General features: G+C 71.8%; 23 protein-coding genes. 8 read left to right on the top strand and 15 right to left on the bottom strand.

Annotated features, from left to right (window positions below):
- Nucleotides 1-183 precede the first annotated feature (183 nt).
- The 9 genes from C6Y14_RS01590 to C6Y14_RS43875 all read right to left on the bottom strand — a co-directional run bounded on the left by C6Y14_RS01590 (nucleotide 184) and on the right by C6Y14_RS43875 (nucleotide 7241).
- The gene (locus C6Y14_RS01590; RefSeq protein WP_107014596.1) at nucleotides 184-963 is read right to left on the bottom strand and encodes a DUF1963 domain-containing protein; all 780 of its coding nucleotides are present in this window, start codon (nucleotides 961-963) and stop codon (nucleotides 184-186) included.
- A 56-nt stretch (nucleotides 964-1019) separates the two neighbouring features.
- Entirely contained in the window at nucleotides 1020-2072 is a 1053-nt protein-coding gene (locus C6Y14_RS01585; RefSeq protein WP_159074144.1) for a helix-turn-helix domain-containing protein, read from the bottom strand.
- An 84-nt stretch (nucleotides 2073-2156) separates the two neighbouring features.
- Nucleotides 2157-3122 carry a bile acid:sodium symporter family protein gene (locus tag C6Y14_RS01580; protein WP_225890828.1) on the bottom strand — a complete coding sequence of 322 codons (966 nt, stop codon included), beginning with the start codon at nucleotides 3120-3122 and terminating at the stop codon, nucleotides 2157-2159.
- Between the two features lie 120 nt (nucleotides 3123-3242).
- Complete coding sequence (locus tag C6Y14_RS01575; RefSeq protein ID WP_107014593.1) at nucleotides 3243-3737, bottom strand: lamin tail domain-containing protein; 495 nt, start codon at nucleotides 3735-3737, stop codon at nucleotides 3243-3245.
- 65 nt (nucleotides 3738-3802) lie between these two features.
- On the bottom strand, nucleotides 3803-4693 hold the full coding sequence (locus C6Y14_RS01570; protein WP_107014592.1) for a DUF4184 family protein: 891 nt from the start codon (nucleotides 4691-4693) through the stop codon (nucleotides 3803-3805).
- Nucleotides 4694-4827: 134 nt separating this feature from the next.
- Nucleotides 4828-5730 carry a hypothetical protein gene (locus C6Y14_RS01565; RefSeq protein ID WP_107014591.1) on the bottom strand — a complete coding sequence of 301 codons (903 nt, stop codon included), beginning with the start codon at nucleotides 5728-5730 and terminating at the stop codon, nucleotides 4828-4830.
- Nucleotides 5727-6068 carry a PadR family transcriptional regulator gene (locus tag C6Y14_RS01560; RefSeq protein ID WP_107014590.1) on the bottom strand — a complete coding sequence of 114 codons (342 nt, stop codon included), beginning with the start codon at nucleotides 6066-6068 and terminating at the stop codon, nucleotides 5727-5729. Before C6Y14_RS01560 ends, C6Y14_RS01565 begins: the two co-directional genes overlap by 4 nt.
- Nucleotides 6069-6199: 131 nt before the next feature.
- Entirely contained in the window at nucleotides 6200-7060 is an 861-nt protein-coding gene (locus C6Y14_RS01555) for a helix-turn-helix transcriptional regulator (RefSeq protein ID WP_107014589.1), read from the bottom strand.
- Nucleotides 7050-7241 carry a hypothetical protein gene (locus C6Y14_RS43875; protein WP_159074143.1) on the bottom strand — a complete coding sequence of 64 codons (192 nt, stop codon included), beginning with the start codon at nucleotides 7239-7241 and terminating at the stop codon, nucleotides 7050-7052. Before C6Y14_RS43875 ends, C6Y14_RS01555 begins: the two co-directional genes overlap by 11 nt.
- On the opposite strand from C6Y14_RS43875, the gene C6Y14_RS01550 reads away from it, so the two are divergent.
- The 3 genes from C6Y14_RS01550 (at nucleotide 7240) to C6Y14_RS01540 (ending at nucleotide 9237) form a co-directional block, all read left to right on the top strand.
- Complete coding sequence (locus C6Y14_RS01550) at nucleotides 7240-8235, top strand: aldo/keto reductase (protein WP_107015128.1); 996 nt, start codon at nucleotides 7240-7242, stop codon at nucleotides 8233-8235. The genes C6Y14_RS43875 and C6Y14_RS01550 overlap by 2 nt on opposite strands.
- Before the next feature lie 234 nt (nucleotides 8236-8469).
- The gene (locus tag C6Y14_RS01545) at nucleotides 8470-8814 is read left to right on the top strand and encodes a hypothetical protein (RefSeq protein WP_107014588.1); all 345 of its coding nucleotides are present in this window, start codon (nucleotides 8470-8472) and stop codon (nucleotides 8812-8814) included.
- A 219-nt stretch (nucleotides 8815-9033) separates the two neighbouring features.
- Entirely contained in the window at nucleotides 9034-9237 is a 204-nt protein-coding gene (locus tag C6Y14_RS01540; protein ID WP_107014587.1) for a cold-shock protein, read from the top strand.
- A gap of 114 nt (nucleotides 9238-9351) precedes the next feature.
- Here C6Y14_RS01540 and C6Y14_RS01535 read toward each other — a convergent pair whose 3' ends face one another.
- The 4 genes from C6Y14_RS01535 to C6Y14_RS01520 all read right to left on the bottom strand — a co-directional run bounded on the left by C6Y14_RS01535 (nucleotide 9352) and on the right by C6Y14_RS01520 (nucleotide 12857).
- The gene (locus tag C6Y14_RS01535; RefSeq protein WP_159074142.1) at nucleotides 9352-9606 is read right to left on the bottom strand and encodes a hypothetical protein; all 255 of its coding nucleotides are present in this window, start codon (nucleotides 9604-9606) and stop codon (nucleotides 9352-9354) included.
- A 159-nt stretch (nucleotides 9607-9765) separates the two neighbouring features.
- On the bottom strand, nucleotides 9766-10740 hold the full coding sequence (locus C6Y14_RS01530) for an aldo/keto reductase (RefSeq protein WP_107014585.1): 975 nt from the start codon (nucleotides 10738-10740) through the stop codon (nucleotides 9766-9768).
- A gap of 145 nt (nucleotides 10741-10885) precedes the next feature.
- Nucleotides 10886-11563 carry a 2-phosphosulfolactate phosphatase gene (locus C6Y14_RS01525; RefSeq protein WP_107015127.1) on the bottom strand — a complete coding sequence of 226 codons (678 nt, stop codon included), beginning with the start codon at nucleotides 11561-11563 and terminating at the stop codon, nucleotides 10886-10888.
- A 67-nt stretch (nucleotides 11564-11630) separates the two neighbouring features.
- Entirely contained in the window at nucleotides 11631-12857 is a 1227-nt protein-coding gene (locus tag C6Y14_RS01520) for an MFS transporter (RefSeq protein WP_107014584.1), read from the bottom strand.
- A gap of 568 nt (nucleotides 12858-13425) precedes the next feature.
- Between C6Y14_RS01520 and C6Y14_RS43870 the strand changes: the two genes are divergently transcribed.
- Both C6Y14_RS43870 and C6Y14_RS01510 read left to right on the top strand, forming a co-directional pair.
- The gene (locus C6Y14_RS43870; RefSeq protein WP_159074141.1) at nucleotides 13426-15453 is read left to right on the top strand and encodes a serine/threonine-protein kinase; all 2028 of its coding nucleotides are present in this window, start codon (nucleotides 13426-13428) and stop codon (nucleotides 15451-15453) included.
- Between the two features lie 171 nt (nucleotides 15454-15624).
- Nucleotides 15625-17622: an FHA domain-containing protein gene (locus C6Y14_RS01510; RefSeq protein WP_107014583.1), complete on the top strand. Its 1998-nt coding sequence runs from the start codon at nucleotides 15625-15627 to the stop codon at nucleotides 17620-17622.
- Nucleotides 17623-17695: 73 nt separating this feature from the next.
- Here C6Y14_RS01510 and C6Y14_RS01505 read toward each other — a convergent pair whose 3' ends face one another.
- Nucleotides 17696-18820, bottom strand: coding sequence for a P1 family peptidase (locus C6Y14_RS01505; RefSeq protein ID WP_107014582.1), 1125 nt, complete (start codon nucleotides 18818-18820; stop codon nucleotides 17696-17698).
- 231 nt (nucleotides 18821-19051) lie between these two features.
- Here C6Y14_RS01505 and C6Y14_RS01500 point away from each other — a divergent pair, with 231 nt between their 5' ends.
- Nucleotides 19052-19942, top strand: a complete 891-nt coding sequence (locus C6Y14_RS01500) for an oxygenase MpaB family protein (protein ID WP_107014581.1) — start codon at nucleotides 19052-19054, stop codon at nucleotides 19940-19942.
- Nucleotides 19943-20248: 306 nt separating this feature from the next.
- Nucleotides 20249-22276 (top strand): ATP-binding protein, encoded by a 2028-nt coding sequence (locus C6Y14_RS01495; protein WP_225890827.1) that lies wholly within the window; start codon nucleotides 20249-20251, stop codon nucleotides 22274-22276.
- Nucleotides 22277-22375: 99 nt separating this feature from the next.
- On the opposite strand, the gene C6Y14_RS01490 is transcribed toward C6Y14_RS01495, so the two are convergent.
- A complete protein-coding gene (locus C6Y14_RS01490; protein WP_107014580.1) occupies nucleotides 22376-23650 on the bottom strand; it encodes an NAD(P)/FAD-dependent oxidoreductase in 1275 nt (424 codons plus the stop codon).
- Nucleotides 23651-23979: 329 nt separating this feature from the next.
- Between C6Y14_RS01490 and C6Y14_RS01485 the strand changes: the two genes are divergently transcribed.
- A complete protein-coding gene (locus tag C6Y14_RS01485) occupies nucleotides 23980-24450 on the top strand; it encodes an MSMEG_6728 family protein (RefSeq protein ID WP_107014579.1) in 471 nt (156 codons plus the stop codon).
- Nucleotides 24451-24457 lie beyond the last annotated feature (7 nt).

The following is a 24457-nucleotide window of genomic DNA, read 5'->3' as shown; positions in this document are numbered from 1 at the left end:
CCGTAGGTACATATGGCACCGGGCCCGGGTGCCCCCGAAGGCGGGGATCATGCCTCCGTGTACGCCACCACATTTTCTCGGAGCCGAAAGCCGCCGACGGGCTGCCGATGGGCCGGCGGAAAAGACACTTGCCGCGCCGCAGCCCCCGACGGCCAGGTCAGAGCGTGCGCCGCCCGTTCGACGTCAGCACTGCTGCTCGTACTGAAGGTTGGCGTACCGCCGTGCGGCGATGTCCTCTCTGGTGCCGACGATCAGGTTCATGGTGTAGACGTCGTGGTCGATCGCCTGCCCGGCCATCTGTGCGAGGAGTACGAGGTCGCCCTCGTCCGGTGCCACGTCCCACGAGCGGGAGAAGCCGCCGATCTGCACGCAGACTCCCGGGCGGCTCCCGCCGGAGGCCGCGTCGAGGACGGCCTCCTCGAAACCGTCCAGTGCGTCGCCTTTTCCGCCGTCCTCCAGGAAGGCGCGGGTGGCCGGCGACTCTCGCCGGTCCTCGTCGAGGGTGAGTCCGGCCAGGGGGTACAGGGTTTGCGGTTCGTAGACCTTGACCTGCATGGGCTCGCCGTCGAACTCGTACGTCGCGGCGCGCTCGGTGGTGGGTGTCCCGGCGGGAACGTGCAGCACCACGGACGACTCCGGCGGGTACTCGATCTCGGTGAAGAGCAACAGATGGCCGTCGGAGGGCAGTTCGATGTCCAGAGCCCCTGGGGGCAGGGCCCCGCAGTCGACGCTGAGCACCAGCGGCTCTTTCCCCTCGGGCCAGTCCACCCCGTCCGGCAGCGAGGGGAGTCCGCCCGTTCGCGCGGCCGGCCGGGCGTCCTCCCGCTGGGATGTGGGAAGTTCCCCGTACGGCACCAGATAGAGGCACGGCCGGGAGCGGGCCGTCAACTCCTGTGCGACGGGGCCGGGAACGCCGTACCGGTCGGCCGTCTCGCGAAGGAACTGCTCGTCGATCGATGTCATGCCCGCGATCGTGCCATCAGCCACTGACAAGCCGTGCACCAACAGCCACTTCGGCCTCAGGCAGCCGAGCTGATCAGGAACTCCTGGTTCGCGGTCCCGTCGCAGGGTTCCACCGTGACGTCGGCTCCGGTCCTGGTGGAGGCGTCCCGCAGGCCCACGCAGCGACGGGTGCCCTCCAGCCGGAGGAGGTAGCGGGTGGTGCCGCGGCCGACGGGTTCGATGTGGAAGTGCTGGTAGGTCCGAGTGGCGTCGCAGCTCTTCCACGGCCAGGGTTCCAGCAGGTTCTTGCCCGGACCCTCGCGGCGCAGAGTGAGACAGCCCGGGCCGTGCTGCGGATGCTGCCACTCGATGAAGTACGTCGTCCGTTTGGCGGCGGGGTCGACGGGCCGCAGGTATGTATGGGGCGGCCTGGCCTCCTCGCAGGGCAGTTGCGCCGCGACAGCGTTCATGTACTCGCCCCGGGTGTCGCGCCCCTCGGTGAGGCACAGATGGGGGGAGCGGGCAGGCCGGATCTCCGCGAAGCCGCGCAGAGGCTTGGTCGTCGACGTCTCGGAGCCGGCGGAGGAAGCGGAGGCGGAAGCAGAGGTGGAGGCGGCGGGCGGGTCCTGAGGTGGGGAGCCCGCCGCCGTGGAGAGCGTCCACACGGAGACACCGGCCAGACCCGCCGTGACCACCCCGGCCAGAACCCACCGGCTCGTCCGCCGCCGCAGCCTGCCGAGCCGCAGGGAAGCCGTCCAGAAGCGGGTCCGGGGCGCGGTCCCGTCGACGCCCGCGGGGCCGGGAACGGGAGCGGGAACAGGATCGGGCGGCCGTACGTCCGTCTGCTCCTCGGCCCGTTGTCTGGCCTCCAGCCAGGCGGGCACGTCCGCCTCGGGCGCACCGCAGGCGCGGACGTACGCCGCCAGTGTCTCGGGGCCCGGCAGACGGGTCCCGCGGAGCATGTCGCTGACCGTGCTGCGCGCCAGCAGTTCGCCCCGCTCCTGGGCCCGCCCCTCCAACTCGCGCAGCGTCAGGCCGGATCGTTCCTTCAGGGCGCGCAACAGGGCGACGAGACCCGCGGTGTCGCGTACGCCTCGCAGATCGAACGGCTCACTCCTGTCCGAGCTCACGCCCATATGCTCATCCGTCCGGCCCGCCGCAACGAGCGAGCATTTGGACAACCATTGGAGGGAACCGGCCATCCGGTGGGGCGGTCAGCGCCGTCGGCGTGAGAGCCAGGCGGCGGCCAGTGCGCCGGAGATGTTGTGCCAGACGGAGAAGACGGCGGCGGGCAGCGCGGCCAGCGGGCTGAAGTGGGCGGTGGCCAGCGAAGCCGCCAGCCCCGAGTTCTGCATGCCGACCTCGAAGGCCATGGCGCGGCTCGCCGGTTCGCCCATCCTGGTGAGCCGTCCCGCGCCGTAGCCGAGTGCCAGTCCGAGGCCGTTGTGGAGCACGACGGCGACGAAAACCAGCAGCGCCGCAGACTTGATGGCGTCGGCGCTGCCCGCCACCACCACGGTCACGATGACGCCGATGGTCACGGCGGACAGCCAGGGCAGCGCCGGCAGGGCACGTTCCACGTAGCGGCTCGCCAGCAGCCGGACGGCGAGTCCCGCGAGGACCGGCAGCAGCACGGTCTTGAGGATGTCGACGACCATCGAGCCCGCGTCGACGGGCAGGTACTCGCCCGCCAGCAGCAGTGTCAGCGGCGGAGTGACCAGCGGGGCCACGAGGGTGGAGACGGTGGCCACCGAGACGGACAGCGCCACGTCACCGCGTGCCAGATACGTCACCACATTGGAGGCGGTGCCGCTGGGGGCGCAGCCGACGAGGATGACACCCGCCGCGAGTTGCGGCGGCAGCTGCAGCAGATGGGCGATGAGCCAGCCGAGTCCCGGCATGATGACGTAGTGCGCGCCCAGCCCGAGGGCCACCGCCCAGGGCCGTGCGGCGACGCCGCGGAAGTCCTGCGGGGTCATCGTGACGCCCATGCAGAACATCACCACGCCGAGCAGGTACGGCACCGACTCGCCCCAGCCGGTGAAACTGCCCGGGAGCAGCAGCCCGGTGGCACCCGCGGCGAGAACGAGGATGGGGAAGATGGTGACGGCGCGGCGCGCGGAGCGGTCGCCTGCGGTGTCGTCGTCGGTCGTGTGCTGTTCGGGTCGTTCGGTACTCACCGTGAGAGACAACGCCTGGTCAGGGCCTTGGTGCAAGCGTGTCTCGCGATGTGATCACGGGGCCCGGGGCCCGGGCACCCTCCCGCGGGAAGTCCGGCAGGAGGGCGTCCAGGTGGTGTGTCAGCCGTGGTACGTGATGTAGCCGTTGCCGTCGCGGTCGTTCGCGCGCTTGGTGTAGGAGTGGACGTCCGCCTTGGCGCCGCTGGGCTTGTACAGGTAGATGGTGTCCTTGTCGTTGTTCCAGATGAAGTTGCAGTTCTGGCGGTACACGACATTGCCGGCGTCGGAGTCGGTGCCGCGCCCACCGCGCAGCTTCACGTAGTCGCCGGGCTCCAGCTTGTGGCCGGCCGTGAACGTGAACTTGTTCCCGGTGGCGTCCTTGACGACGTAACCCTTGAGGTTGACCGTCGCGGTGCGGGAGTAGTTCTTGATGGTCAGGTACTCGTTCTTCGTGTTCCCCCCGGAACAGCGGTTGGAGTCGGTACCGGGCGCGTCGTACTGGACGCCCTTGACCTTCAGCGCCGACGAGTACTCGGCCGCCTGGGCGGTGCCGGTGGCGAGCGCGGCAAAGGTGCCGATGGTGACAACTGCGGTCAGCGCAGAGCGTATGCGCATGAGAAGACCCCCCTCAGTGGTGCGGATGAAGCTGTTGGAGCATACCTAATGTGAACTTAAAGCGTTCATTGTGTGTGAAATGTGGAGACGGATGGTGTGACTGGCCCATCGCCGGGGGGTGTTCCCTGTGGGGCGGGGGCGGTCGCCGTTCCGCGGGCCGGTGTGACGGTGTGCCAGGTCCACCATCCGGTCATGTAGAGGACCCAGAGGCCGATGAGGGCGACGCCCGCGCCCTTCGCAGCGTCGGACAGCATCCCTTCGACCGTGACGCCGAGCGGGAGTCCGGTCGGCGTCCGTGTGGCGGCGGGCCACCAGGCGTGGGCGACCGCTCCGGTGGCCGTGAGCAGGGTGATCGCGAGCGCGGCAAAGCCTCGCCTCGCGTTGCCGGCACCGGTGCGGGCCTTGCCGGTGAGGAGGTCGGCCCGCCTGCGCCACACGTACAGCGCTGTGGCGGCCAGACCGCCGATCGTGCTCGCATGTTGCAGCGCTCGCGCCCAGGTGAGGCTGCCCGCCAGTGGGGAGGTGAGCCAGGGGGCGTGCGTGACGAAGAAGCCGTCGTGATGGGTGAAGGCGTCCCAGGCCAGGTGGGTGGTGATGCCGATCAGGGCGGACAGGACGAGCCACCCGGCTCGGCGTGCCCGCGCGCCTGCCGTCCGCGGCGGCGGTTGGGGGCCGGGTATCGGCAGCAGGGACGCCAGCGGGCGGTGCGCGGCGCGGAGCAGGGCCCACAGCGCGAGGGTGTACGGCAGAGAGGCGGTGGCGGCGCCGAGAGCGGTGTGCGAGGTCGTGGCGTTGGTGAAGGGTTCGTACCACGACTGCGCGCTGACGGGCAGCCCTGTGGTGACCACGAAGTAGGGCATGTCCGGCGCGACGGCGCCGGCGACCAGTGCGGCCCGGCCGAAGGGCCGTCGCAGCAGCGGCAGTACGGCCGCGGGGTGGGACAGAGTGAACGGCATGAGCGTCCTCTCGCGCAGGTCCGACAGTCCGTCGATAGTCCGTCGAACGGAATGCTACGTCAAACGGACTATCGGTCGGTGCTCGGTCGCGGCAGGGCGTTCGGATGCTCAAGTGCGGTGTGAAGGAGCTTCGTTCAGAGGGTGGTGCGGCCGGTTCGGCCCATGCGGCCGGCCAGCGGGGCGACCACCGTTGCGCCTGCGAGGACGGCCGCGAGCCACAGGACGGAAGTCGCCCCACCCCACGCCGTGGCGCAGGCGTGGGCGAGCAGGGGCGGGGACACCAGGGCCATCACTCCCAGCTCAAGGCCGCCTCGTGAGCCGCTGCGCCAGGTCAGCGCGACACCGGTCGCGGCCAGCACGAGCACCGGCCAGCACCCGTAGTCGGTGCTGACCCACGGCACCACGTGCGCGTCGACGGCCGCGCGCGGTACGACGACGAGCGCGATCACGGCGCCGGCGACACCTGCCCGGCCCGCCGCGGTCGCCTCCGGGCGTCGGTCCGGCGGACAGGCGAGCACCACGGCCGCCGTCAGCACGAACGCGGCCGGGGTGACGACCGGATCACCGAACACCGGTCCGCTGACCACCGCTGCCACCGCGAAGGCGAGCAGCCCGGTCACCGCGAGAGGCACCCCCGTACGCCACCGGGCGGTCAGCGCCGACGCCGCTCCCACGAACCCGACCAGCGACGAGACCAGCAGCGCGCCCCACGCCCCGGACAGGTCCACTCGAAGCTGCACCCAGAACGGGGTGGGGGAGGAGACCAGGGCGGCGTACCACCGCACAAGGTGCAGACCGCAGGCGGCGGCGGCGACGGCCAGGGCGAAGGGGTACGCCAGAGCGAGCACCCGCGCGGCGGGAGCGGCCGGTCCCAGGCCCAGCCGCATCCTCATCGCGTGCGCGGCGAGGCCCGCGCCCTCGCGCAGCCGCCAGCCCAGCGGTTCGCCCGCGGTCAGCTCACGGTAGGTCGCGGCGATCTCCCCGCCATGAGCCCGTCGGTACGCGGCGGGATACAGCCGCAGCAGGTGCTCTATCAACTGGAGGCGGCCGACGGCCGGGTGACGGACAGACGGCGCGTGGCCTCCTTCGCCGTCGCGGCCAGGCGCTCGGCCTCCGCCGTCAGCCGCTCCCGCCCCGACGCGGACAAGGTGAAGATCCGCCGCGCCCGGCCGTCGGCGACCTCCTCGCGTTCGACGGCGATCAGGCCGTCGGCGAGCAGCCGGTCCAGGGCCCCGTACAGGGCGCCCGTACGCAGCACGACACGACCGCCGGTCATCGCCTTGACCTCCTGCGCGACGGCGTATCCATGGCGGGGTGCGTCCGCTAGGGCGGTCAGCACCATCAAGGTCGGCTCCTGCATCACACGCTCACTCACCCCTCGACGATAGTCACTCCGCCGGACTGTCTCAACGCGATGCGGGGCCGGCGGGGCATGTGGGGCAGCTGAAGCGGGCGGGTGCCGTTCTCACGCTCGCTTGCGCGGCATGCCGGGGGTGGTCGGCCGCTTCACCGTACGGGCGGGCCCGTGGGTCCCGTCGGGAACTCCTGGACGCCGAGGACGCGCAGCAGGTCCAGCCGCTCGCCGGTCTCGGCGTCCGCCGGAGTGAGCACCAGCAGCTGCTGGCCCTGATCGGGAGTGACCAGGGTTTCGCAGTCCATCGTGAGGCGGCCGACCCTCGGGTGCAGGAAGGTCTTGCGGTCGGTGCGACGGACCGCCACCTCGTGCTCGGTCCACAGCCGGCGGAAGTCGGCGCTCGCGGCCCGCAGCCGTTCGACGAGACCGGCGACCGCGGCATCGCCCGACCGGCGGCCGACCGCCGCCCGCAGGTCCGCCACGAGCCTGCGGCCGTGGTTCTCCTGCTCCTCGGGCGGACAGACGGTCCGGGCGGCGGGATCGGTGAACCAGCGGTACACGACGTATCGCCGGTCGCCGGAGATGTCGGTGAGATCACCCATGAGCAGGAGGGCGGTCCGGTTCTGCGCGAGGATCTCGCCCAGGTCGGACAGCACCAGGGCCGGGGTGTCCCCGAGCAGGTCGAGCATACGGATCAGGCCCGCACGGGCCAGCCGGGCCACCCCCTCGGCGGGCGGGGGCCGGTGGCCGGCCAGGTGGAAGAGGTGGTCGCGCTCGTCGTCGGACAGACGCAACGCCCGGGCCAGCGCGCCCAGGAGCTGCGTCGACGGCTGACTGCTGCGGCCCTGTTCGAGGCGTACGACGTAGTCCACCGACATCCCGGCGAGCATGGCCACCTCTTCCCGGCGCAGACCGGCGGTGCGGCGGCGGGGGCCGTCGGTGATGCCGACCTCGGCCGGGCGGATCGACTCCCGTCGGCGACGCAGGAAGTCCGCGAGCTGATCACGTTCCATGCAGCCATGGTCCCTCGCGCGGGCGGGCCGAGCCAGGGAGCGACGCTCCCATGATGAACGCTCCGCTCCCGTACGCGGCGGCGCCGACCCACAGTGGGTGGCGACCGACGACGAAGGAGAACGCGATGACGACCGAGAAGGCGCTGACGACGGAGAGCGCGATGACGACGGAGAACGCCATGAGGACACGGAACCTGGGCAGCACCGGCCCGGCCGTCTCCGCGCTGGGCCTGGGCGCGATGGGGATGTCGGGTGCCTACGGTGCCGCCGACCGCGCCGAGAGCATCGCCACCGTGCATGCCGCGCTGGAGGCCGGAGTCACGCTGTTCGACACCGCCGACTTCTACGCGATGGGCCACAACGAGCTGCTGCTCGCCGAGGCGCTGCGCGGACGGGACCGGGACAGCTACCGGCTGAGCGTCAAGTTCGGCATGCTGCGGGGACCGGGCTCCCTGTTCGGCGGACACGACGGCCGTCCGGAAGCCGTGAAGAACTTCCTGGCCTACTCACTGACCCGGCTGGGCACCGACCACATCGACATCTACCGTCCGGCCCGGCTGGACCCGGACGTGCCGATCGAGGAGACGGTGGGTGCGATCAAGGAGATGATCGACGCCGGATACGTACGGCATCTCGGCCTCTCCGAGGTCGACGCGGAGACGGTCCGCCGGGCGCACGCTGTGCATCCGGTCGCGGACCTGCAGATCGAGTACTCGCTGATCTCCCGCGCGGTGGAGGCGGACGTCCTCCCCGCGCTGCGGGAACTCGGCATCGGACTGACCGCGTACGGCGTGCTCAGCCGAGGCCTCATCTCCGGGCACTGGTCCGCCGACCGTGCCGCGGGTCCCGGTGACGCCCGGGGCTTCAGTCCGCGGTTCTCCGGCGGCAACGTGGAGCACAACCTCACCCTCGTGGAGGCTCTGCGCCGGGTCGCCGAGGCGAAGGGGTGCACCGTCGCCCAGCTGGCCATCGCGTGGGTGGCCGCGCAGGGCGAGGACATCGTGCCGCTGGTCGGCGCGCGCACCCGGGAGCGGCTGGCCGAGGCACTGCCCGCGCTGGCGGTGGACCTCACCGCGGACGACCTGGCCGAGATCGAGAAGGCGGTGCCGCCGGGGGCGGCGCGCGGCGACCGGTACCCCGCCGCGTTCATGTCCGGCCTCGGTGTGGGGAACTGACCTCCTGGAAGGCAGGCCGGGACGGCGTTCAGCGGGCGTCGGCGCGTGCGCGGGGGAGTCAGGTCGCAGGACCGTGTGGGTGGCGCCGCCGCTGAAAGGCGTGGAGCGGTGCCGTTGCCGGTAGGAAAGGTGCGCGGCAGTGCCAGTCACTGCCGCGGTCCTGGACGGACCACCCCTCCCGCCACCTGCGTCCTGCCCCGTCCTGCCCCTGCCCCTGCACGAAAGGATCCCCCCATGAGCGTTTCGTTGATCACGAAGGCTGCGTCCCTGCTCGGTGCTGTCGCTCTGGCCGGCGGAGGACTGCTGTTCTCCGGCACCGCACAGGCCGACGAAGGGCGGACGTTCGACTGCCAGATGGTCTACGTCTTCGGCAACGGTTCCCGCGTGGAGGGCTACGACTGCGGGGAGCCGCTCACCTACGACGGGCCCGGCAAGGTCCGGTACTTCAACGGTTCCGCCGGCTACACGTGCAAGAGCATCAGCGTGCGGCCGGACCCCGGGGCGGGCACCGAAGCGGTGTCGGTCCTCAAGGCGACCGGCTGCACCTCGGACAACTATCCCGGCCGCGCCCTCTCCTGACCGCCCGTACGGCTCCGGCACCCCGTGCGACGCGGTGGGGATCATGGCCGTTGTTCCCTGGTGGTAGCCGGTTTCGCCGTGTAGCGTCATCCCCAGATGTCGTGGTTCGCAGTACCTGCCCGCGCTCCGGTGCGGGCATTTTGCTGTGCAGTGCAGGACCAGGGCGATCACCTCCGGGCTCACGTGGTGTGGGTCCGATATCGACTGGAAGGCACCAGCATGGCCAAGGGAACTGTCAAGTGGTTCAACGCCGAGAAGGGCTTCGGCTTCATCGAGCAGGAGGGTGGCGGCCCGGACGTCTTCGCCCACTACTCGAACATCAACGCCTCCGGCTTCCGTGAGCTGCAGGAGGGCCAGGTCGTGAACTTCGACGTCACGCAGGGCCAGAAGGGTCCGCAGGCGGAGAACATCACGCCCGCCTGATCTCACAGCTGAACGTCGGTGGCCCCCGGAACACCTGTTCCGGGGGCCACCGTGTTTTCCCGAAGCCTCATGGCATGCGCCGCAGCGGCGCCGCCGGGAAGCTCACCGCCTCGTTCAGTCGAAGAGGACGTCCAGCACGAGACCGACGAGACCGCCGACCTCCTCACCCCGCTCACGGTCGTCGGACGACTGCGAACGGCCGTCCTTGCAGAACCGGCCCGTCTGCCCGGAGGAGTCGTGCCCGAAGAGCAGCCGGCAGTCGGCGACCGGGGCGACGGTCGGAGCGGCGGCCTGAGCGGTGGGAACGGTCGCGAAGACGGCTCCGGTCACACAGAGCATGGTGAGTGAGGCGCGCGCGAGCATGCGCATTGACTTCCCCTTTGAGAAGTGGAAGAGGCACCGATGGCCTCTGCCCTCGCGATCTTCACCGCTGTCGCAGACCGGTCGCGCCGCCCACGCCGGGCTCCCGTCCGCTGTCACCCGGTTCGCGTAGGAGCCCACCGGCCCGCTCGGGCCGGGCCACGGGTATCAGCGCTCCATGATCCGCATCTGCGACTCGGTGTGGGTGTCACCCGCGGCCGGCGGAAGGCCGGTGAGCCGGGCGAGTTGGTCGTCCGTGAGGTGGACGGCGTCGGCGGCGGTGTTCTCCTCGACGCGGGCCACCCGCCGGGTGCCGGGGATGGGCGCGATGTCGTCACCCTGCGCCAGCAGCCAGGCAAGGGCGACCTGGGCCGGGGTGACGCCGATCTCCACGGCGACAGCGGCGACCTGGTCGGCCAGACGCAGGTTGTACTGGAAGTTCTCGTCGGTGAACCGGGGGTTGTCCGCACGGAAGTCGGTGGGGTCGAACTGGTCGGTGGAACGGATCGTGCCGGTCAGGAAGCCGCGCCCGAGGGGGGAGAAGGGGACGAAGCCGATGTTCAGCTCGCGCAGCACGGGCAGTACCCGGGCCTCCGGGTCACGGGTGAACAGTGAGTACTCGGACTGCACAGCGGTGACCGGGTGCACGGCGTGGGCGCGGCGGATGGTGTCGGGGCCGGCCTCGGACAGGCCGATGTGTCCGATCTTGCCCTCGGCGACGAGTTCGGCCAGGCACCCGACGGTGTCCTCGATCGGCGTGCCGGCGTCGACGCGGTGCTGGTAGTACAGGTCGATGTGCTCGGTGCCCAGGCGCCTGAGTGAGCCTTCGACGGCGGCGCGGACGTTCTCCGGGCTGCTGTCCGTGGGCCCGGGGCGGCCGGTGTGGGAGATCAGGCCGAACTTGGTCGCCAGCACGACCTGGTCTCGGCGGCCCTTGAGGGCGCGACCGACCAGTTCCTCGTTGACGTACGGCCCGTAGACCTCGGCGGTGTCGATGAAGGTGACGCCCAGTTCCAGTGCGCGGTGGATGGTGCGTACGGACTCCGCGTCGTCCGCACCGGCGCCGGTGTAGCCGTGGGACATGCCCATCGCACCCAGACCGATACGGGAAACATTCAGGTCACGCAGTTCGATGTGCTTCATCACTGTCCCTTTTCTCATGGTCCGCCGACGCGCCGAGGTCCATTCTCCGGCAGGGAGCCGCGCTCTGCCCGTGGCCGGTACGGCAACATCGGTGACACGGAGATCTTGCCGGCCGTCACTCTCCTGAGCGGAGTGCTGTGTGCGCCTACGGGAGCGCGTGGGGGCGCAGGACCATGAGGGTGCCCTCCGAGGTCGCCACCATGGCGAAGGGGAACCGGTCGAGCTCAAGACAGAGCGCTACGTCATCGGGATGGGCTCCCTGACGTCTGCCCGCCGCCAGTTCGACGGCGGCGCGTGAGGCGGCGGCGCGGCGGAGGAAGTCCGCAGGATCCGTCCCGGCTCCGGTGGCCCGCCCGGCGATGTACTGCGCACACGCCAGGTCCTCCTCGGCCCGCCCGTCCTCGCCGGTGACCACGAACGTGACACCGGCGACGTCGTGCGTCCTCAGGAGCTGAGCCGTTGCCTCCGCCACCACGAAGCCGGCGCACAGCACCAGCCCCGCCCCCTTTACCGCGAGTGCGCCGACCGTCCCTGCCGTGGTCTTCTGTACGACGGTCCGGCCGGTGAGGTCGATGGACCGCAGCAGTCCCGGCGAGTTCACGGCGTCGAATCCGGGCGCGGGTGGGCCGTCCTTGAGCGTCACCCAGTCCGGGTGACGGGCCTTGAGCGCCAGGGCCGCTTCCAGTGACTCGGCGAGAACGATCTTTTCCGCCCCCTGGGCGAAGGCCCAGGCGGCCACGGTGTAGGCGCGCATGACGTCGACCACGACCGCCACGGACGGAGTCTCGACCAGGTCCGCGATGCCGGAGAAACGTGTGTCCATGCGGAGCATGATGGTGCACGCCCGAACCGGAGCCCCCGGAGCCCCCGGAGCCCCCGGGGCGCCTGGGCTAGGTGCGCTGGTGCTCCGTACCCTCTCCCGCTGTCGAGGTCTCGGCCGGTCCCATGGACTTCGTGATCGTCTCGGAGCGGGGGCCGCCCCGGTCCATGAGGCCGCCGGTGTAGGCGAGGCCCAGGCCCGCCACGGCGAGGGCCGCGCCGACCAGGTTGGGTGAGGCCCAGCCCCAGCCGGCCGAGATGACGAGGCCGCCGAGCCAGGCGCCGCCCGCGTTGGCCAGGTTGAAGGCGGAGTGGTTGGAGGCCGCCGCCATGGTCGGAGCGTTCTTCGCCTTGGCCATGAGGAGCATCTGTACGGGCGTGGTGATCAGGGAGCCCATCGCACCGATTAAGGTGATCGTGATCAGGGCGGGCACGGTGCTGTGGACGGTGAAGTAGAACGTCACCAGCGCCGCGGCCATGAGAGCGAGTCCGCCGTACAGCGTCGGCCGTAGTGCGCGGTCCGTGAGGGGGCCCGCGAGCAGGGTGCCGCCGGTCATGCCGACACCGTAGAGCGCGAGAACCAGCGTGGTCGACGTGTCCGAGATGCCCGTCAGGTGCGTGAGCATCGGGACCAGATAGCTGTAGACGGCGAAGAACCCGCCGAAGCCGACGACCGCCGTGGCCAGGCCGATCACGACCTGCCGGTTGCCCATCGCCCGCAGCTCGTGCCGGATGCCGGACAGCTGGCCGCGCGGCTGGTGGGGGACGAAGAGGGCCAGTGCGACCAGGGCTATGAGGCCGATGACGGCGACCGTCCAGTAGGCGGAGCGCCAGCCCAGCTGCTGCCCGAGCGCCGTGCTGGCCGGTACGCCGACGATGTTCGCGACGGTCAGCCCGAGGAACATCTTCGAGACGGCGCGGGCCGCCCGGTCGGGAGCGACGAGCCGTGAGGCGACGACCGCGCCCACGCCGAACAGCGCTCCGTGCGGCAGGCCCGACAGGAAGCGCGCGGCGAAGAGCAGGCCGAAGTTGGGGGCGAGCGCGGACGCGGCGTTGCCGATCACGAACAGGCCGGTCAGGAGCAGCAGCAGGCGTTTGTGGGGGATGCGCGCACCGATGCCCGTGAGCACGGGGGCGCCGACGACGACCCCGAGCGCGTAGGCGGAGACGAGATTGCCCGCCTGCGGCACGGACACGCCGACGCCGTCGGCGATCTGGGGCAGCAGCCCCATGGTGGCGAACTCGGTGGTGCCGATGCCGAACGCGACAACGGCAAGGGCCAGCAGGGCCAGGGGCATGGTGCGGGAGACCTTTCACAGACAGGGTCCGGTGATGGGAGGCGAGGTAGGGCCCGGAAACGTTCCCGGTTCCCGTGGCCCGTCGCGCTGAGCACCATTGCCCGGCAGCCCCAGAACGGGGCAAGCCTATAAGAAGGTGACAGGGCCCCTGATCCAGGCGTTCGGTGCCACCTGGCGTGCCTCATGCCCCGTGCCCCGCGGCCCGTGGCCCGCCATGACGCCCTGTTGCCCGTCGTGACACGGCGTGTTCCGTGGTGACCGACCGCCAAGGGAAGTGACTTGCTGTGATCTGCCGGCCGGACTCGGCGGCCGGTGGGGGTGCCCAGGGGGCAACCACCTGCTCAAAGCGCTGTCCGAAGCGTCAACTGGTGCGCACTGAACAGATACGGACAAGATACGACTGGCGTTGTCCGAACGTGACCCGCGGCAGGGCTAGACTGCAGCAACCGAACGGCCCCTGTCCTGCGTGTAGTTGATAGCTGAGAGCACCTGGGTGGTGCGAGGTGCCGATCGGACAGAACATGTCCGGGCGCTCATTCATGCCTCAAGACAAGGGAGATTGGCCCCGATGCACCACGAGGACGCAGTGTCTCCGGACGCGAGTCCGGAGCGGCTGATCGCTGACCGCTACCGCCTGTTGTCCACCCTCGGCGAGGGCGGCATGGGAACCGTGTGGCGCGCTCGCGACGAGGTGCTGCGCCGCGAGGTCGCCATCAAGGAGGTGCGCGCTCCCTCCGGGCAGACCGCCGAGAAGGTCCAGCGCATGTACACCCGGCTGGAGCGGGAGGCGTGGGCCGCGGCGCGTATCACCGCCCCCAATGTGATCACCGTCCATGACGTGGTCACCGACGGTGACCGCCCGTGGATCGTGATGGAGCTGGTCCGCGGCCGCTCGCTCGCGGAACTGATCAGAACGCAGGGCGCGTTGACCCCGCAGGAGACCGCGCGGATCGGCGCCGAGGTGCTGAGCGCGCTGCGTGCCGCGCACGCCGCCGATGTGCTGCACCGCGACGTGAAACCGGCCAATGTCCTGCTGGCCGACGACGACAGGGTGGTCCTCACCGACTTCGGTATCGCCATGGTGGTCGGTGACACGGCGCTCACCATGACCGGGGAGGTCGTCGGTTCGCCCGAGTACCTCGCGCCGGAACAGGCCCTGGGCCGCGCCCTCGGACCCGCCACGGACCTGTGGTCCCTCGGCGTCCTGCTCCACACCGCCGTGCAGGGCCGTTCGCCCTTCCGGCAGGACAGTGCCCTGGGCACCCTGCGCGCCGTCGTCGACGACGAGCCGCCGTCCCCGCACCGGGCCGGCCCTCTGACCTCGGTCATCGAGAGGCTCCTGCGCAAGGACCCCGCCGAGCGGGCCTCCGCCGAGCAGACCGCGCGGGACCTGCGGCTCATCGCGGCGGGCGGCACACCCGACGCCGACGTCACGACGACTGAATCCACGCCCACGGTGGCCGTCGCAGGCGCTCAGTCCTCCGCGTCGGACGTCACCTCGGACGTCACATCTGACCTCACCCTCGACGCGCCCACCGAGGATCCGCGCCTCGCGACGCGGGTCTCGTCCTCGGACGTCACAGCGACGCAGACCGCGGCGACGCAGGCCGCGGCAGCGCAGAGCGCGGCGGCGCAAGCCGCGGCAACACGGACCGCAGCTACGGAAGCCGCCGCAGCCCAGACCGCGGTGACGCACGCCGCGGCAGCGCAGACCGCGGCCACCGAAGCCACCTCGGCGGCGACCGGCAACGTGCAGACCGGCGACGTACCCCCTCCGGCGCACCCGGCGCACCCGGCGGCCGCCGCGGGCAACTCGTCGGAGACCGTCGTCGACGCGCCCGCCGGGCAGCCGCACGGCACACCGCAGGCCTCGCCCTTCGACGCGACGGCGACGAGCACCACCGGGGTCACCGGCCCCACCGCCCCCACCGGAACCTTCGGGCCCGCCCAGCCGGCCGCCTCGCACACACCGCCACAGACCCAGCCGGCGTACTCCCTCCCGACGGCCAGCAGCCCGGTCACCGCGGAGACGCCCGCCGCGGCCCAGCCGCGGAGCAAGCGCAAGGGCTACCTGCTGGTGGCGCTGGCTACCGTGTCCGCCCTGCTCCTGGGCGGGCTGGGCTACGCCCTGACGCGTGACGACGAGGACCGGGCGGACGGCAAGAACCCCGGTGCGGAGACGAGTTCCTCCGCACAGCAGGCCCAAAACGGTTCCCCCTCCGCGGACGCCGGCGACGACGGCTCGGGCGCCGCGGGGCAGCCACCGGTGACGGTGGCGGTCACGGGGACGAACACCACGTACACGGGAGCCTGCCCGCCGCCGCAGGGGGAGGCCCCCGCCTTCACGGCCACCTTCGAAGTGAAGGAGCTGCCCGTGCGGTTCACCTACCGATGGGTCTCGGCGGAAGGGTCGGTGGTCGACAAGACGTGGCGGGCACTGACCTTCTCGGAAGGCGGGCCCCGCACCCACCAGGAGACGATCCGTGTGACGACGTACGCGCAGGAGGGGACGCTGGCGAGTGCGATGGGCGTGGAGATCAAGTCGTCGCAGCAGAACATCTCCGACACGGTGCCGTTCACGCTGACATGCGAGTGACGGTCCGGGCGGCGGCCGTGCACCCTCGGCGCACCGCCGCCCACTGACCGGCCCGGGGCGGCCCGACCGCACCCGGGTTCCCTGCCTGTGAAGGTCCAGTTGGCCCTCGTGCCGGACCGGCCGCCCGGTGCGGTCCCGCCCGGCACCGGGGCATGTCTGCTAGGAGTTTGAGTGTCGTCGGTCATCGTGGGACGCACGGGTCCCTTCAGCGGTCAGAGCGTGGTGCTGGGCACCGCTGCCCTGCGGTTCGGTCGCAAGAGCGACAACGATGTGATCATTGTCAGCACCAGCGCTTCCCGGCTGCACGCCGAGATCGTCGTGGAGGACGATACGTTCGTCCTGCACGACCGCAACAGCAGGAACGGCACCTACGTCAACGAACGGCGTATCACCAGGCACCCGCTGGCCCCGGGTGACGTCATCCGGATCGGCGACGAGACCTTCCTGTTCGAGACGCAGGAGGCACTGGAGACGGTCATGGACCTCTCCCAGCTCGACGTGCCGCGCCCCACGGCCCTGGCGAACCCCAGCGCGCTCCGCGTCACGATCGCAGGCGGCGGCCCGGTCGGCCTCGCGTTCGCCCTCATGCTCGAAAACGCCCTGCAGGGACGGGTGTTCATCACCGTCTACGAGGGACGCTGGGTCAAGAACGGTACGACCGTGACCTGGAAGGACGAGACGCTGGGCAACGTCCGCCGCCAGCAGGTCGTCACCATCCAGAGCCGGCAGTACCTCGCGCTGACCGAGGAGATGCAGTCCGCGCTGTTCGACGAGGGGCGGAACTTCTCCGAGATGTGGCCCGTCGGTCCCGACTCCGTCGAAGGCCGGCCTCCCCGCAACATCCGGATCGCCTACGTCGAGGACAAGCTGCTGGAGCTGGCCAACAGCAAGTCGGCGATCCGGCTCGTGCCCAAGCGCTTCGACCCCTCGGAGCACGAGCACCGCGTCGCCAACGACCATGTCCTGGCGATCTGCGACGGCGGACGGTCCCGCACCCGCGAGCACTACGCAGACCGCTTCGGCGCGGCCGACGCGTCGATCTACTCCCTCGACGGCGAGCACCTCCAGGACGTGGTGCTGGGACTGCGCGTCAAGTCGCCGCTCACGGACCAGATGAGCGTCCTGCTGACCGTGTCGCAGAACAGGTTCCTGCTCAACTCGCTGCGCGGCGAGGGCTTCCTGAACATGAGGCTCACCCGCGAGGAGACCAAGGCCGTGATCGGCATCGATCCCGTCCGCCAGGTCTTCGAGGAGTGCATCGCCGCCCGCCCCTGCGTCATGGCCCGCCACGAGGACAACGAGTTCGTCTGTCCCACCCACGGCACCCTCTTCCTGCCCGCCCTGCTGCGCGGTTCGCACCTGTGGAAGCGGATCCGGGAGGGCCTCAAACTGTTCGGCGTGGCCGAGGACGACCTCAGCGCCATCACCTCGTTCCGGCTGGACATGGTGCAGCGCCCCAGGTTCACGGCCCAGCTCACCCGCTCCACCGCGACGACCCCGGGAACGTACGGCTTCCTGCTGGGCGACGCCGCCAACGCCATCCACTTCTGGCCGGGGCGCGGTCTCAACAGCGGCCTCGCCTCCGCCGTCTCCCTGGCCCGCTCGCTCAGCCGCACCTGGCAGGGCCGGCCGCTGCGCGACGCCGACTTCATCCGGCACGAGGCCGCGATGTCGATGCTGCAGTACCGGCACAAGAGCCGCGCGTGGAACGCCATGGTCACCACGGACGAACAGGGCGCCACCCGCGCGATCAAGGACATCATCGCCCGCAGCATGGAGCAGGCCGAGTCGCCGGTCGCCGCCATGGCGCAGGCCAATGTGTCCGAAGCCGCTGGGTCCGAGGCCGAGGCCGAGGCCAAGGCGGAGCGGCCCGACCTGGACGCGCTGCTTGAGCGCATGCGCGCGATACGCGACCGGCTGGAGACCCGCCTTCCCGGCATGCCCTCCGACGAGGAACTGCGCGAACACCTCGCCACGCTCGCGCCGTCGACCTTGCGGACGCTCCAGGAGAGCGGTGCGTGGGACACGCTGATCGTCGGTGGCGAGGAGGCCGACATCGATCTCTTCTACCAGGCGGACGCCCCGATCTACGCCCCCCGCCCCGCGGACCCGCGCGTGGCCGGACCCGACTCGGGGCCCCAGGGTCCCGTGGCCCTCGACCGGGCCTGAAAGGCCCCGTCCGGGCTGCCCGGTCGCAAGCCCCGTCCGGGCAGCCGGCCGGCACGAAGGTCCGCGACCGGGTTCAGGGAGAACGCGTACAGCCGAGACCTCCCGTGGCGCCCGGGTCGCCTCGGCCCAGCAGGGCGAGGAGTGGCGCCGCGGGCAGGGGGTGGCGGGTGTGGCCGTACGGCCCCGTGGTCGTGGTGGCGGTGAGCAGCGAGTTGAGGACGGCCTCCTCGACGGCGTCGAGCACGGCGACGAAGAGGGGGTCCAGCCGGTCGTCGGGCACCACGGCGGGCCCGGCGGGCGTGCCCAGAGGACGCGTGCCGAAGGCGAGGCCGTAGTCGCCGCTGCCGTGTCTGTACGCGGCGCCGACCCTGGCGAGTCCGTAGACCGCGCGCCGGGCCAGACGGGTCAGCTGGCGGGCGTCCAGCGGCGCGTCCGTGGCGACCACGACCATGCAGGAACCGGCCTCGGGCGCGGCGCCCGCGGTGGAGTCCGGGTCCGTGATCGGTACGCCGACGTCGGCGGGCGTGACCGCACGGCCCGCCACCCGCAGCGTGCCGCCGAAGTTGGCCTGGACGAGCACGCCGAGCGTCACCTCCCGGCCGGCCAGCGGTACGCGTCGTGACGAGGTGCCGATGCCCGCCTTGAACCCCAGCGCGGTCATCCCGGTGCCCGCGCCGACGCTGCCCTCGGCGACCGGCCCGCCGCACGCGGTGTCGAGCGCGGCCCGGACGTGTTCCTCGCGGACCGGACGCGAGCGGATGTCCGACAGGAGCCCGTCGTTGCACTCGCCCACGACCGGGTTCAGGCTCCGCGCGGCGGCTCCCTCGGGCCGCTCCAGGACCCAGCCGACCAGGGCGTCCGCGACCCTGAAGGCGGACAGCGTCGAGGTGAGCAGCACCGGTGTCTCCAGCGCGCCGAGTTCGGCGAGCTGCGTGGTGCCGAGCAGCTTGCCGTAGCCGTTGCCCGCGAACACCCCGGCGGGCAGCGGGCTGCCGGGGCCCACCCCGTCCGGCACGATCGCGGTGACACCGCTGTGCACACGCGGCGGCCGGACCAGCGTGGTGTGTCCGACGCGGACCCCCGGCACGTCGGTCAGGGCGTTGTGCGCTCCCGTGGGCAGGTCACCGACACGGATCCCCAGCTCACGGGCTCTGCGGGCGGTGACGGGCGGGGACGGCTCGGGCAGTGACTCGCGCATGTCGGCACGCTACCGGGACGGCATGCACCCCCCCCACCACTCGGTCTCCCGGACCGGCGGGCCTCCCGGACCACTCGACCTTCCGGGGTGCCGCGCCTCCCGGCTCGGGCCGTCGCCCGGCCCACGCCCCGGCGCGCCGCCCGCGCGGATTTCGCGGCTCGGTGCGTCCGAACGCCTCCGCAGACCGGAATCAAGGGTGGGGAGAGCGCTCGACAGGAGAACACGGCACCGATGAAACCGAACAGACCATCACGCGTCGACGGACTGCGGGCACGCCTGGGCAGCGTGCTCTTCGCCCGGGTGGCAGGGCCGGAGGGCCCCCGCAACCGTGCCCGCATCCACGACACGCCGGGCCCGCGCTGGTTCGGGCCCGACCGCCCTGTCCGCCGGGTCCACGGGGACGCGTCGATGTTCATCGGGGGCCTCTCCGCCCTGCTCCTGCAGTCGCTCCACCCGCTCGCCATGGCCGCGGTGGCCGCCCACTCCGGCTTCCGCGGTGACCCGTGGGGCAGGCTCCAGCGCACCAGTACGTTCCTGGCGACCACGACGTACGGCACCGCCGAGAGTGCCGAGCAGGCCTGTGCGCAGGTGCGCTCGGTCCACGAACGGGTCTCCGGGGTGACCGCCGAGGGCATGGCCTACCGGGCGAGCGACCCGCAACTGCTGGGCTGGGTCCATGTCGCGGAGGCCGACAGCTTTCTGCGCGCCCACCAGCGCTACGGGCGGCGCCCGCTGACGGCCGCGGAGTGCGACGGGTACGTCGCGGACATGGCGCGCGTCGCCGCCGCGCTGGGCGTCGTCGATCCGCCGCGCGACCGGGCGGAGCTGGCCGAACGGCTCGACGCGTACCGCCCGGAACTACGGGCGACCGCACAGGCACGTGATGCCGCACGCTTCCTGCTGCTGAATCCGCCAGTGCCGCTGCTCGCCCGGCTCCCTTACGGGGTGCTGGCCGCGAACGCCGTGTCCCTGCTGCCCGCCTGGGCCACCACGGAACTCGGGCTGCCACGGCTGGCGATGGCCGAGAACCTGTGCGTACGGCCGCTCGGCTCGGCCATGACATCGGCCGTCCGATGGGCCATGACACCGGCGCCGGCCGCGACCGTGACCGCGACCGACTGAGGAGGCCGATCAGAGATGCCGTGCCGACGCCGAACCTGGCGCATCCCGCGCGGCAGACACATGACGCACACAGCCACAAGAAGAAGCCCCCGCCCACCTCCCTCAGGGGCGCGAGGAACTGCGCGACAAGCCCCCACCGGGCCGCAGCCGCAAACAGACGCCCCGCCGCCCACCCCCTCAGGGGCGCGGGGAACTGCGCGACAAGCCCCCACCGGACCCGCACCTGCAACCAGACCCCTACACGCAGCACCCCACCCCAACCACACAAGCCACGCGCACGCGCTACGCACACGAGAGACGGTCACCGTGCTGAGGAACCTGCCTGAGCCTCCTGACGAACTCGTCGGACGACGCCGGGAACTGGCGTACGTCGCCGACGCACTGGACCGGCACCGCCTGGTCGTCCTCACCGGCGTGGGCGGCGTCGGCAAGAGCCGCCTCGCCCTGCACGCGGCGCAGCAGGTGATGCGTACCGGCACGAGAGGCGTCGCCTGGGCCGACCTGTGGCCGCTGACGAACGCGCGCCTCCTGCTCGCCACGGTCGCCGACGCCCTCGACTTCGCCGACCACGCGACGGCCGAACCGCTTGACGCGCTGTGCGCATGGCTGGCGGGCAAGGACGTCCTGCTGGTGCTGGACTCGTGCGAGCACCTCTCGGCGGCCTGCCGCGACCTGCTCACCCGTCTCCTCGACGACTGCCCGGGAGTGACCGTGCTGGCGACCAGCCGGGAGCCGCTGGGGATGAACGGCGAGCACCGCCTCGTCGTGGAACCGCTGCCACCGGCCTCCGACGCCGTGGAACTCTTCTGCCGTCGTGCGGCCGCGGCGGGAACAGGACCGATGGGCCCGGAGGACGTCCTGACGGCCGCCCGTCTGTGCCGGAGGCTCGAAGGGATCCCGCTCGCGCTGGAGCTGGCGGCGGGGCAGCTGGCCCACCACACGCTCGACGAGGTCGAAGAACTCCTGCGCGCACGCCTGGACCTGTCCGCTCAGAACTCGGTCCGCGCGGGTCGCGTCCACTTCCGGCAGCGGACGCTGCGCACCGCGATCGGCTGGAGCCACGAGCTGTGCGAGCCCGCCGAACGTCTGCTGTGGGCCCGGTTCTCGGTGTTCCGGGACGCCGTGGACGCCGACGCGGTGCGCGCGGTGTGCGCCGACGAGGCCCTGCGCGCCCCGGACGTCGAACGGGCGCTCGCGGGCCTGGAGCGCAAGTCCGTCGTGGCCCGCGTGGACGGCCGCTTCCGGATGCTCGACACCCTGCGCGAGTACGGCCGTATGTGGCTCGGGGAACTCGACGAGACCGAAGTCCTGGCCCGGCGCCACGCCGCGTACTTCCTGCGCCGCTCCCGGCGGGCCCACGCCGACTGGCTGGGCCCGACGCAGATCGACGCGTACCGCTGGATCTCCGCGGCCCACTCCGACCTGTGCGCCGCGCTCGACCACCTGCTCACCATCCGGCCGCAGCAGGCGCTCGAACTGGCCGGGCTGCTGGGCTTCTTCTGGAGCTGCTGCGGGCACCTGCGGGAGGCCACGGGCTATCTGGAGGAGGCCCTGGCACTGACGGAGGAGCCGGGCGCGGTGCGCACCCGGGCCCTGTGGTCCCTGGGCGTCGCCCGGGTGCTGAGCGGTGAGCACGACGCGGCGCAGCGGCTCGCCCTGGCGTGCCAGCGACAGGCCGCGGCCCAGGAGGAGACCGAAGGCGCGCTGCACGCCGCCTATCTGCAGGGTCTTGTCCATCTGCTGCGGGGCCGGCCGATGGCCGCGCGGTTCGTCGTCGACACGGCCCTGAGGAGCGTGGCAGGCGGGCCCTTCGCCTCCGTGGGCATCGTGCTGTGCCGGCTGGTCCGTGTCTTCGCCCTGACGGGCGAGGGACTGCGTGAGGAGGCCCGCCGCGAGGCCGGTGAGCTGCGCCGGGACTGTGTCGTACGCGGCGAGTGGTGGACCCGGTCGTACGCCGAGTACCAGTTGGCGCTGCTCGCGCTGTTCGAGGACCGTGCCGAGGAGGCCGCCGGACACGCGGCGGCCATGCTCGACGGCAAGCGGCGCATCGGCGACTCCTTCGGTATCGCCCTCGGTCTGGACCTGCTGGCCTCTGCGCTCGCCGCGCAGGGCGCCGGCGGGCCCGCGGTCGCCGCGTACGGGGCCGGCGAGAACTACTGGGCCGCCGTCGGCCATCCGCAGCGGGGTACTCCGGAGCTCGGACCGGTACGGGACCAGTACGAGTCGACGGCCCGCTCCCTGCTGGGCGACTCCGCGTACGACAAGGCCCTGCTCGTCTCCGTGCTCCGCGACCCCGAGTCGGTGCTCCAGGAACTCCTGGACAGCACAGGCTGAAACCGACTGAACGGCGACGGCGGGGACTGTGGGGACGGTGACGGCGACGGCGACGGCAGGGACGGCCGGGCGAGGGGTGCCCGCGACGCGGCGACGCGGCTATCTGCCGAGGTCCCGGGCCACCTCCCGGGCCGCCCGGCTGCCCGAGGCCAGCGCGCCCTGTACCGATCCGGTGGCCCGGTGATCCCCGCACACGTACCGGCCGGGGGCGAAGCGGGCGGTCCGGCTGAGGGGCTGCGGCGGCGCCATGACGGGCAGCGCGTCGGGCACGGTACGTACGGTCAGCAGGTCCCAGTCACCGGTGTCGGCGCCGTACGCGTCGGCGAGGGCGGTCCGGACCTCCCGCTCACGGCCCTCCGTGTCCTCGCCGAGCACCGAGGTCGCGATCAGGGACGTGCCCGCGGGCGCATAGGAGGGGGCGACCTCGCTGAGGACACAGGAGTTCAGGAAACGTCTGCGGGTGTCGGTGACGAGGGTGGGCTCGGGGAGCGGGGACCGTGTCGCGGCGTGGTAGTACGTCGTCACCACGCGGTAGGCGGGCACGTCGAGCCCCGGCAGCAGACGGGCGGCCGGGCCGGGGCCGGTGGCCACCACCACGGCGCGGGCCGGGAGTTCGGTGCCCGTGGCCAGTTCGACTCCGTGGTCCGTGAGCCGGGCGACCGGGGTACCGAGACGTACGGTCGCCCGGGGGAGCGCGGCGGCGAGCGCGCGCGGGACCGCTCCGATGCCCTCGCCCGGCAGACACAGCGTGCCGCGCAGCATGCTGCGCCAGACGAGGTGGAAGACGCGCGCCGAGGTCTCCAGCTCGTCCTCCAGGAAGACGCCGGAGAGGAAGGGCCGGAAGAAACGCTCGACGAACTCCTCGGAGAACCCCGCCGACGCGAGCGCGGTCCGGGTGGTGCGGTCCTCGCCGCGTTCATGTTTCAGCAGCCGTGCCGGCGCGAGCATGTCCCGGGCCGACAGGGCGCCCAGCGCGACGAGATCGCGGGTACCCGCCAGACGGCCGGGACGCAGGTCGCGCAGACTGCTTGTCATCGGGGGCATGTGAGCGGTGCGCGCCCTGCGGGTCGGGTCGCTGAAGCGCAGCGGCCCGTCCTCGGTGTGCACGAGGACGCCGGGGGTGAAGGGCCTCAGCCGCAGTTCACGCAGCCGCAGCCGTCGGCGGACCTGCGGATAGGCGGTGTTGAAGACCTGGAAGCCGCGGTCGACGACGAAGCCCTCGTGGCGGTCGGAGCGCATGCGCCCGCCGACCTCGTCGGACGCCTCCAGGACCTTGACGTCGAGACCGACATCCACCAGGTCGCGGGCGCAGGCAAGCCCGGCGAGACCTCCGCCGACCACCAGGACATCCGGTTCTCCGCGAGTAGCGGCCATGGGCACTCTCCTTGTTCGGCATGCGACGTGGGACCGGCTGCGTGCGGCCTCCGGCATCAGGCGTACGGCGTAGGGCGTTCGGCGCACGACGTCCGGCGTGTCGCGTGGAATCCGCCGACGTGGCCGTCGTCGGCACCCCGACTCCGCGTACCCGCGTACGCACGTTCCACAACCGATCTTCCAGCGGCGGCACGCGGACGGATGCGGACGCGCCGACAGGTGTCTCCACGCGGGTGCCTCCAGCCGCGCGGGCGGCCGCACCCGGATGGCCCGTACGGGGCCCACGTGGGGCCCGTATAGGAACGGCCCCGCCGCGGTAGGCATGCTGTGTGCAGACCTTTCTTCCGTACGCCGACTTCACGCGGTCCGCCGCGGTCCTGGACCAGGCGCGCCTGGGCAAACAGCGGGTCGAGGCCCTTCAGGTGCTGCGTGGTCTGACCGTGCCCGGCTACGGATGGCGGCACCATCCCGCGGTACGTATGTGGATCGGTTACGAGGAGGCCCTGGTCCGGTACGGCCTGGACGTGTGTGCCATGTGGGTGGCGGAGGGACGTGCCGACACCTGTGCCGGCACGCTCGTCACCGACTTCGGCCTGGCCCGCCCGGGGGCCGTGGTCCGTGTCCAGGAGGACCTCGCCGACGACGGGGAGCTGCCGCCCTGGCTGGGCGACCCCGACTTCCACCGCAGCCACCGGTCGGCGCTGGTGCGCAAGGCGCCCGAGGTCTACACCCCGTTGTTCCCGGACGTCCCCGACGACCTGCCCTACCTCTGGCCCTCCTCCGACCGCGTCACTTCGTAGAACGAGC

This window comes from Streptomyces dioscori (assembly GCF_003024195.1).
Classification (GTDB): Bacteria; Actinomycetota; Actinomycetes; order Streptomycetales; family Streptomycetaceae; genus Streptomyces; species Streptomyces dioscori.
This window is presented reverse-complemented; position numbering and strand designations above follow the sequence as displayed.

Bases quoted from the DNA above. Each gene is read 5' to 3' on its own strand.
- C6Y14_RS01590 (WP_107014596.1), bottom strand. From the start codon at position 963: ATGACATCGATCGACGAGCAGTTCCTTCGCGAGACGGCCGACCGGTAC.
- C6Y14_RS01575 (WP_107014593.1), bottom strand. From the start codon at position 3,737: ATGCGCATACGCTCTGCGCTGACCGCAGTTGTCACCATCGGCACCTTT.
- C6Y14_RS01570 (WP_107014592.1), bottom strand. From the start codon at position 4,693: ATGCCGTTCACTCTGTCCCACCCCGCGGCCGTACTGCCGCTGCTGCGA.
- C6Y14_RS01555 (WP_107014589.1), bottom strand. From the start codon at position 7,060: ATGGAACGTGATCAGCTCGCGGACTTCCTGCGTCGCCGACGGGAGTCG.
- C6Y14_RS01550 (WP_107015128.1), top strand. From the start codon at position 7,240: ATGAGGACACGGAACCTGGGCAGCACCGGCCCGGCCGTCTCCGCGCTG.
- C6Y14_RS43875 (WP_159074143.1), bottom strand. From the start codon at position 7,241: ATGGCGTTCTCCGTCGTCATCGCGCTCTCCGTCGTCAGCGCCTTCTCG.
- C6Y14_RS01545 (WP_107014588.1), top strand. From the start codon at position 8,470: ATGAGCGTTTCGTTGATCACGAAGGCTGCGTCCCTGCTCGGTGCTGTC.
- C6Y14_RS01540 (WP_107014587.1), top strand. From the start codon at position 9,034: ATGGCCAAGGGAACTGTCAAGTGGTTCAACGCCGAGAAGGGCTTCGGC.
- C6Y14_RS01535 (WP_159074142.1), bottom strand. From the start codon at position 9,606: ATGCGCATGCTCGCGCGCGCCTCACTCACCATGCTCTGTGTGACCGGA.
- C6Y14_RS01530 (WP_107014585.1), bottom strand. From the start codon at position 10,740: ATGAAGCACATCGAACTGCGTGACCTGAATGTTTCCCGTATCGGTCTG.
- C6Y14_RS01525 (WP_107015127.1), bottom strand. From the start codon at position 11,563: ATGGACACACGTTTCTCCGGCATCGCGGACCTGGTCGAGACTCCGTCC.
- C6Y14_RS01520 (WP_107014584.1), bottom strand. From the start codon at position 12,857: ATGCCCCTGGCCCTGCTGGCCCTTGCCGTTGTCGCGTTCGGCATCGGC.
- C6Y14_RS43870 (WP_159074141.1), top strand. From the start codon at position 13,426: ATGCACCACGAGGACGCAGTGTCTCCGGACGCGAGTCCGGAGCGGCTG.
- C6Y14_RS01505 (WP_107014582.1), bottom strand. From the start codon at position 18,820: ATGCGCGAGTCACTGCCCGAGCCGTCCCCGCCCGTCACCGCCCGCAGA.
- C6Y14_RS01500 (WP_107014581.1), top strand. From the start codon at position 19,052: ATGAAACCGAACAGACCATCACGCGTCGACGGACTGCGGGCACGCCTG.
- C6Y14_RS01490 (WP_107014580.1), bottom strand. From the start codon at position 23,650: ATGGCCGCTACTCGCGGAGAACCGGATGTCCTGGTGGTCGGCGGAGGT.